General features: G+C 67.9%; 9 protein-coding genes and 1 pseudogene. 3 read left to right on the top strand and 7 right to left on the bottom strand.

The annotated features are described in order from the left end of the window. The first annotated feature begins 2 nt into the window (after window positions 1–2). Window positions 3–635 (top strand): TetR/AcrR family transcriptional regulator, encoded by a 633-nt coding sequence (locus ACIPM1_RS32285; protein WP_402440684.1) that lies wholly within the window; start codon window positions 3–5, stop codon window positions 633–635. 14 nt (window positions 636–649) lie between these two features. On the opposite strand, the gene ACIPM1_RS32290 is transcribed toward ACIPM1_RS32285, so the two are convergent. From ACIPM1_RS32290 to ACIPM1_RS32315, 6 genes and pseudogenes are all read right to left on the bottom strand, one after another. Beyond that, window positions 650–1,162, bottom strand: a complete 513-nt coding sequence (locus ACIPM1_RS32290; RefSeq protein ID WP_402440686.1) for a hypothetical protein — start codon at window positions 1,160–1,162, stop codon at window positions 650–652. Window positions 1,163–1,223: 61 nt separating this feature from the next. Then, window positions 1,224–2,012 carry an ArsR/SmtB family transcription factor gene (locus ACIPM1_RS32295; RefSeq protein WP_402440704.1) on the bottom strand — a complete coding sequence of 263 codons (789 nt, stop codon included), beginning with the start codon at window positions 2,010–2,012 and terminating at the stop codon, window positions 1,224–1,226. Window positions 2,013–2,259: 247 nt separating this feature from the next. Further along, window positions 2,260–2,637, bottom strand: a complete 378-nt coding sequence (locus tag ACIPM1_RS32300; RefSeq protein ID WP_402440688.1) for an ester cyclase — start codon at window positions 2,635–2,637, stop codon at window positions 2,260–2,262. A gap of 209 nt (window positions 2,638–2,846) precedes the next feature. Further along, window positions 2,847–3,409, bottom strand: a pseudogene (locus ACIPM1_RS32305) (YdeI family protein). Window positions 3,410–3,491: 82 nt separating this feature from the next. Further along, window positions 3,492–3,815, bottom strand: coding sequence for a putative quinol monooxygenase (locus ACIPM1_RS32310; RefSeq protein ID WP_402440690.1), 324 nt, complete (start codon window positions 3,813–3,815; stop codon window positions 3,492–3,494). A gap of 2 nt (window positions 3,816–3,817) precedes the next feature. Continuing rightward, the gene (locus tag ACIPM1_RS32315; protein WP_402440692.1) at window positions 3,818–4,204 is read right to left on the bottom strand and encodes a VOC family protein; all 387 of its coding nucleotides are present in this window, start codon (window positions 4,202–4,204) and stop codon (window positions 3,818–3,820) included. A 63-nt stretch (window positions 4,205–4,267) separates the two neighbouring features. On the opposite strand from ACIPM1_RS32315, the gene ACIPM1_RS32320 reads away from it, so the two are divergent. Together ACIPM1_RS32320 and ACIPM1_RS32325 are read left to right on the top strand one after the other, a co-directional pair. Next, a complete protein-coding gene (locus tag ACIPM1_RS32320; protein WP_402440694.1) occupies window positions 4,268–5,233 on the top strand; it encodes a helix-turn-helix transcriptional regulator in 966 nt (321 codons plus the stop codon). A 371-nt stretch (window positions 5,234–5,604) separates the two neighbouring features. Next, window positions 5,605–6,273, top strand: coding sequence for an HAD family hydrolase (locus tag ACIPM1_RS32325; RefSeq protein WP_402440696.1), 669 nt, complete (start codon window positions 5,605–5,607; stop codon window positions 6,271–6,273). 394 nt (window positions 6,274–6,667) lie between these two features. Here the strand turns inward: ACIPM1_RS32325 and ACIPM1_RS32330 are convergent, their stop codons facing one another. After that, on the bottom strand, window positions 6,668–7,210 hold the full coding sequence (locus ACIPM1_RS32330; RefSeq protein WP_402440698.1) for a hypothetical protein: 543 nt from the start codon (window positions 7,208–7,210) through the stop codon (window positions 6,668–6,670). Window positions 7,211–7,425 lie beyond the last annotated feature (215 nt).

Below are 7,425 nucleotides of genomic sequence, written 5' to 3' on the forward strand. Positions count from 1 at the left end.
CAATGGCTCCGGATCGACGTACCCTCCTCGCGGACGCAGCTCTCGACGTACTCGCCGACGAAGGGATCCGAGGCCTGACCCACCGCGCAGTCGACCGCAAAGCGACCATGCCGCTCGGCACCACGTCGGCCTACTTCCGCACCCGAGCCGCGCTGCTCACCGGACTCGTCACCCGCCTGGTCCAACTCGACCAGACGGAACTGCAATCCATGGCCGAAGAGCTTCCGCCCCTGCGCACCGTCGAGGAACTGGTGAACGCCATGGCACTGCTCACCCGTAAGCGACTCATCGGCGAGGGCCGCCGCCGCTCACTCGCCCGCTACGCCTGCGCCGTCGAGAGCGTGCGCGATCCTGAGCTACGCGAGATTCTCGTACCTCGCGAGAACGCCGGCCGCGAGGCCGTCCGGCTGTTCCTCACCGCGCACGGCGGGACGGACGTCGAGAATCGCACTCACATCCTGCTGACCTGCATCGACGGACTGGTCTTCGACCGGCTGGTGAGCGGCGGCGACGTACCGCGCGAGGCCCTCGAAGGGCTGGTCGCCGCCGCCCTACGCCAGGGCCCTGGCGTCGCCGGTCGTGCTCGAACCGGAGTGGAGTCTCATCTGTCTCCGCCGCCCACGCCCCCATTCTGAAACGATCAGTAAGATCAGTTTGTGGCTTCGGCTCGGGCGTCTTCCGGCAGTAGAGCCAGGAGCTGTTCCGTGTGGCCGGGCAGCTCCACTTCTGCGAGGCCGGCGACAAGGTCCCTCAGCGGCACGGGCCGGTCGACCAGGGCTTTGCCGCGGGACAGGAGCAGGACGGGCACCAAGGTGTCGAGTTCAGCCTCGCTCAGCATCGGTCCGCCGAGTGCGCACAGGGCGTCTGCCTGGATGCGGATACGGTCCCGGAGCACCGCATTGCTCCCGGCGAGCGCGATGACGCGTTCGAGGGTCCAGGTGTCCTGCGCTATGCGATTGTCGTACGTCGCGGTTGCTCCCGTAGCGGCGGAGGAGACGGCGGTGATGGTAGCGGCGGTGACAAGGGCGACGTGCGCGAGGATCTGGTCTGCGTTCCACTCGCCGGCCGGCCGGATGGGGATCGTGTCGCCGGAGTCGGCCACGGTGGCGGCAGCGTCCAGCAGCGCGCGGTAGGCGTCCCGAAGCGGGGTGGTGTCCATCATGTCTTCCTCCTTCTGCGGTCGTGCGCAGAGTGAATGGGGGACGGCCTGTGTGGGCTCCGGCTCAGTCGTGTGCGGGGTACATCTCCCATGGCGCCTGCGGGAGGACCTCGCCGGTCTCCAGCAGCGACTTGAGGTTCGCCAGCACGGCCGGCCACCCGTGCGAAACCCCGCTGAACATCTCCGGGTTGGCGAGATTCTCGTGGGTCACGGTGAGTCGGACGATGTCGTGGTGCGGTTCGACGAGAAAGGTGACAACCGACGGCTCTCTCGGCGATTCAGCGTCAGGGGCGTCGTCGAAGGTGATGACCAGGCGTGTCGGCGGCTCGGCCTTGATGACTCGTCCGACGACGTCGACGGCGCCTGATCCGTCCGTGCGCCGGTGCTCCCAGGTCGAGCCCTGCTGCCAGTCCGAGACGTTGGCGTGGCCCCAGTAGCGCGCCGTCAGGTCTGCGTCCGTCAGGGCCTGCCACACCTGCTCCGCGCCTGCGCGGATGTAGGTGACATAGACGTAGGTCGGCACGGACGTGGGTTCGCTGGTCATGGCGTACTCCTCTGCCTGGTTCTTGATGGCACTGATCGCTTGCAAGCGGGGCTTGTCGAACCCCGAGATCCAGCGCTCCTCGATCTCGTGGATGGGTGCCGGGTTGAGGTAGTGAAGTCGTTCCCGTCCGCGCCGTACGACGGTCACGAGGTTGGCCCGCTCGAGGAGGTCGAGATGCTGGGTCGCTGACTGGCGCGCCATGTCCAGGCGCTCGCACAGCTCACTCAGCGTCTGGCCGTTGTGCTCGCGCAGACGGTCGAGCAGAAGTCGTCGGGTGGGGTCGGCCAGCGCTTTGAAGACCGAGTCCATCGCTCTCGCTTCGAGGCTCACACTCCGATTATGCAGGCAATTGCCTGCATAATCAACGGCCAGCCGTCTTCGGCCTGATCTCCGGCCGTCCATCAGAGCCATTCGTTGATCGCGGTGACGATGCTGGTGAGACGGGCGACATCAGCACTCCGTCTCTCGTCCCAGCGACCTCGTGTCCACGTGCGGTGCTCGACGCGTCGGCGCCTGGCCATCGGTGGTACTCCTGGCGAGTGCACCCCACACGTGGTCACCCTGAGGGCGCGCTGCCATCCGCTGAGCGGTTGAGCGTGGACATGCCCCACAACTCGGCGATGCGGCCGTCCTGCACCCGGAAGATCTCCATCATCGAGGGGGAAGGCCGTACCTCAGCATCCGCAGGGATCCCATGCAGGGTCGAGCGGACTGCAGCCCTGTCTGTGTCCACGAGCATGTCCTCGACGGTGACCTGGATGTCGGGGAACGCGGCGTGGAGTCTGCTCCACGCCTCCACGACGCTGTCGACACCAACGGTTCCCAGTGCGTGGCTCACGAAGTCGCCGGAGAAGATCGTCTCCGCCTCGGCGAGGTCACGGGAGTTGAATGCGTCATACATGCGCTGCGCGATGGCTCTCACGTCGTGCGTCATCTCAACATCCTGTCCGGAACATGCACAAAGATCGGCTCAGGGGATGAGCGGAAACGGACCCCGAGCAAGAAGGCTCTCAGGCTGGTGATCCATCGCTGCCGAGGCAGCCGCTCCCGCTTACCCGCGGCGATGAATCCGACAACGGGCCGTCCCAACAAGGGCAGTCCGTTCACCGGCAAGGCCCAGGTGCAGACTCCGGTCGGCGGGCCTCAGGGGTAGAGCTTCTTCTGCTCAGCCAGCATTGCCACATACTTCTCGATCCCGTCGCACCAGGGTCTCGGGCTTCTTGGCGTCCTGGACGCGGTACAGGATCGCGTATCGGTTCTGGCCGTCCAGTGTCGCGAAGAACTCCGCAGCGGCGGGGTTCGCAGCGAGCGCCTCAGTCAGATCGTCCGGCACCGAGGCGCTCTTCCGCCCGGCATACGCGGCGTCCCAGCGACCGTCCGCCTTGGCACGCTCGACTTCGGCAAGGCCGGACGGGCGCGAGCAGGGCTTCGGCCTTATCACGGTTCATCTTCGACCACTTGCTCTTCGGCTTGCGCGGCGTGAGCCGCTGCAGCCAGTAGGAGTCGTCGAACCTGCCCTTCTGCCCGTCGATCCAACCGTAACAAAGTGCAACGTCAAGAGCCTGTGCTTAGTCCAGAGCCACGACGCCCGGAGCCTTCTTCCTGAGTTTCAGCCAGATGCCAGACGAGGAGGAGTGATGCTCGTCCAGCCAGCGCTCGAACGCCTCGGCAGATTCGAACAGGATGATTTCCAACTCTTCAGCCATCTCTCCGCTTTGCCCTCAGACGGTTTCGAGCAGGGAATAGGCTGGGCCGAGGCCCACTTTTCTGTGGCCGGTGGCTCATTCGTCAGGGTCGGCCCTCGGTCGGGAGGCCCACCCCGCCCAGGACGGTGAGGTCCGTGCGGTGCGGCGGGGCCGACAGCAGGGCGAGGACGTCGGAGGGGGCGGGGCCGTCGGCGGGAGGCGGAGTAGCCAGGGCGGCCTGTGCGCTGGCGTGGTCCCGCCAGACCTCGGTGACGTGGACCGTGTCCGGGTCTGCTCCGTCCTGGCTGATGAGGTAGATCTCGCAGCCTGGGAAGCCGCGAAGTCGTTCCGCGACTGTCAGCAGGACGGTGGCGAGTTCGCCACCCCTGCCCGGGTGCGCGGTCATGGTCATCAATCGGCCGATCATGTTCAGACCAAGGTGGAGATGCAGAACGGATGGCCGGCGGGGTCCAGTAGGACCCTCCACCGATCGGGCTGGGGTTGGGTCGGAGGCTCGACAGCGCCCAGAGCCAGCAGGAGATCCTGCGCAGAGTCCAGGTCGTCGACGCCCAGATCGATGTGGGCCTGCTTCTCCTGAGAGGGGTCCGGCCAGGTAGGGCGCCGGTAGTCGGCCAGCCGGTTGAACCCCAGTCCGGCCGACCCCTCCTTGCCGAGCAGGATGAAGTCGTCGCTGGAGTAGACGACGGGCAGGCTGAGAACATCGCCGTAGAAGCGGGCCAGTTCGGCGGGATCCGGACAGTCGAACGTGACGGCCGCATAGCGGATCGCGGGCATGGATACGTTTCCGGTGCTCATGGAAAAGACGCTACGCCGGGACCAGGACGGATTCTGTCCTGGTCATGGGAGAGACTTCGGGCTGTGATCAGCACCTCCGCCCGCCTGCTACGCCTGGTCTCGCTGCTGTCCGCGCGGCCGTCGTGGACCTGCCGCGAGCTGGCCGGGCGGATGGAGGTCACCGAGCGCACCGTCCGCCGGGACATCGCCAGGCTGCGAGAACTCGGCTACGGCGTGGAATCCGAGCCCGGGCCGTGGGGTGGCTACCGTCTGGGCGGCGGCACCCGGGTGCCGCCGCTGGTCCTCGACGACGAGGAGGCACTCGCCGTGGCCGTCGCCCTACGCGAGGCCGCGCTCAGCGGCGTCCTCGGCGGCGACCAGGCCGCGCTGTCCGCGCTGCTGAAACTGCGCCAGGGCCTGCCTCCGCGGATCGCGGACCGGCTGGGCGAGTTGGATGCCGCGTTCGTGCACACATCGAGGCACGACGAGCGGCAGATCGCGCCGGACATGCTGCTGGAACTGGCCACCGTGTGCCGCCGAAGTGAGCGCACTCGCCTGTCGTACCGGGACCGGGAAGGAAAGGCCACCGTCCGGGATGTCGACCCGTACCGCCTCGTGCACACCGGGCGCCGCTGGTACTTCGTCGCCCGGGATGTGGCGCGGGACGGGTGGCGGACGTTCCGGGCCGACCGGGTGACGCAAGCGCAGCCAACGGGGCAGGTGGTGGAACTCGTCGACCCGCCCGACCCGGCCCTCCTTGTCTCGCGAGGCATCGCCGGCAGCGCGTACCCGCTCTACGTGACGGTCCGCCTCCCGCTGCCCCTGGACCGGGCGCTGCGCCTGGTCCCCCCCACGGTCGGCACCCACCGGTCGGACGGCCCCGGCGACACCATCGTCGAGATCGGCGGCCCTGACGCGGACGGTCTCGCCAAATACCTGCTCAGCCTGGGCACCCCGCTGCAAGTGCTGTCCCCGGACGACGTGCGGCAGGCACTGCTGCGCCGCACCCGAGAACTGTTCGAGGACAACGGAGGCCATGGGCCCTCGTAGGGGTTCACGCCGGGCATGAGCGCCGATCCTCAACCGGTGTGGGAGGCTTCCCCGGCACGGCCGGTCTGCTCGCCGTTGCTGAGAGGATTGGTCCCTTCGGACGGAGCTGATCAGCGAGCGTCTCCCGCCTGGTCCGGGCATCGGGGCCGCAGCGGGCGGTAGCCGGGTCGAGCTGCGGTCAACCCGGCCGCCGCGTACGGCGAGTTCGGTGTCGATATATCGACGTCGATCGTGCCGAAGACCTAGGAGCGGCGCCGAAGCGCGCCCTCGTGCGCGTAGAACAGGCTGCGACGCTGCGAGTGCAGGGATTAGCTTCAGGACCTCTAGGGCTGTCCCGCGATCGCCTGTACGCAACCCGGCATGATCGATGGGTGTCCAGTGAACCTGCGCGGCCGGGCCGCATGAGGTATGTCCTGTTCGACGTCGACGGCACGTTGATCGACGCGGTGACCAACCAGCGCAAGGTCTGGGGAATTTGGGCGGAGCGGTACGGGCTGGATGCGCACGAGGTCTACCAGGTGGCTCTGCGGACGCGGCCGATGGAGACGTTCGCCCAGGTCGCTGCGGACCGAGACCCGCGTGAGTGCCTGGCCACGCTGCATGAGCTGGAGGACGAAGACGTCCGATCCGGCGTCTATGCGGCCTTCGACGGCGCGTCGGAGCTGCTGCACAACCTGCCACCGAAGTCCTGGGCGCTGGTGACCTCGAACTACGAGCACCGGGTGCGCGGCCGTTTCCTGCGGACGGGCTTGCCGGTGACGGGCGTGATCGTGGACGCGGCCGCCGTCGAGGAGGGCAAGCCCTCTCCCGTCCCGTATCTGCTGGGCGCCGAGCAGCTCGGAGCCGAGCCGGGAGACTGCCTGGTGATCGAGGATGCCCCGTCCGGAGTGCGGTCCGGGCTGGGCGCCGGGATGACGGTGTGGGGGGTGAACGCCGCTGCGGCGGTGGAGGGCGTGCATCGCCACTTCGTCAGTCTGCGTGAGGCAGTTCCTCACATCCTGGCCTTCGTGTCCGGCCCTCACGGGAATGCCGCGGCCTGAGCCTGCCCGTCGGCACGGGGTACCGCTGAGAAGAACGTTGCTTATCGCGTCACTGCCTTTATGTGGACTTGCGGAGCTTCTCCCCGAACTCGCCGCGCCGCCGAGTGAGGAGTTGCAATGCGCTGGCAACAGCTCCCCATGCCCGGATGTCTTGTGATGACCTGCGACAGTCCCATGGCCCCCGGGGCGCCGCCCCGCTACCTTCGTCGGGGGGATCGCGGGGGTGGGAAATGGCCGGTACACACGTCCGCGCGGAGGTGGCGCGCTTCGCCGCCGCCCCGGTCCTGGGCGTCGCGGTGGTGCTCGCCGCCATCCTGACCGCGTTGTCGGACCGCTACGGCTTCCACCGCGACGAGTTGTACTTCCTCGTCGCCGGCCACCACCCCGCCTGGGGTTACGTCGACCAGCCTCCGTTGACCCCGCTCGCTGCCCGCCTCTCCACGGCCGTCTTCGGCGACACACCCGCCGGGCTGCGCGTCGTGGCCACTCTCGCCTGCGCCGCGACGGTCGTGATGGTCGCCACCGTCGCCAGGGAACTGGGCGGGGGCCGTGCGGCGCCGTCGCGGCCGGAGCGATCGAAGCCGGGAACCTGCAACACACACAGGTCCCCGGCGAGAAGACGGCCGCGGCCATGGCATGCACGCTGGCCCGAGCGGTCACGGAAACTGGACCAGGAGATCGTGCGCATATCGAGGCCCGGTTCCGCGAGCACCGGCACGCCGAGTCGATCATCAGTATGCCCGGCAACGGCACCCTGCTCGGCGCCGAGTTGGTTGCCTGCACCGATGGTGACATCGCCTCTTTCGGCAGCGTAGGGAGCCTGGCTGGCCGGCGTTGCCGGCCCGGCCCCGGTCCCGAAGGACTCCGGGAAGATCAGCGAACATGCGCCGCCCACTACCATCGCCGACTCCTGCGTGTCTTCTACCTGTCCGCTCAAGTCGCCGCCCGCTGCTGCCCCGCCTCACAGGCCTTCAACCAACGCAAAACTGATGAAGGGAAGACACACAAGCAGGCCGTGCTTGCACTCGCCCGGCGGCGCCTCGACGTGCTGTGGGCGCTTAGACGTCGTCTCATTTGGTGAGCCTGCGGTAACAGATGAGGCTGCAGGCGATGGCGGTGAAGGCCAGGAAGTGTTCGGCCTTGCGTTCGTAG

Source organism: Streptomyces sp. NPDC086766, from assembly GCF_044746005.1.
Taxonomy (GTDB): domain Bacteria; phylum Actinomycetota; class Actinomycetes; order Streptomycetales; family Streptomycetaceae; genus Streptomyces.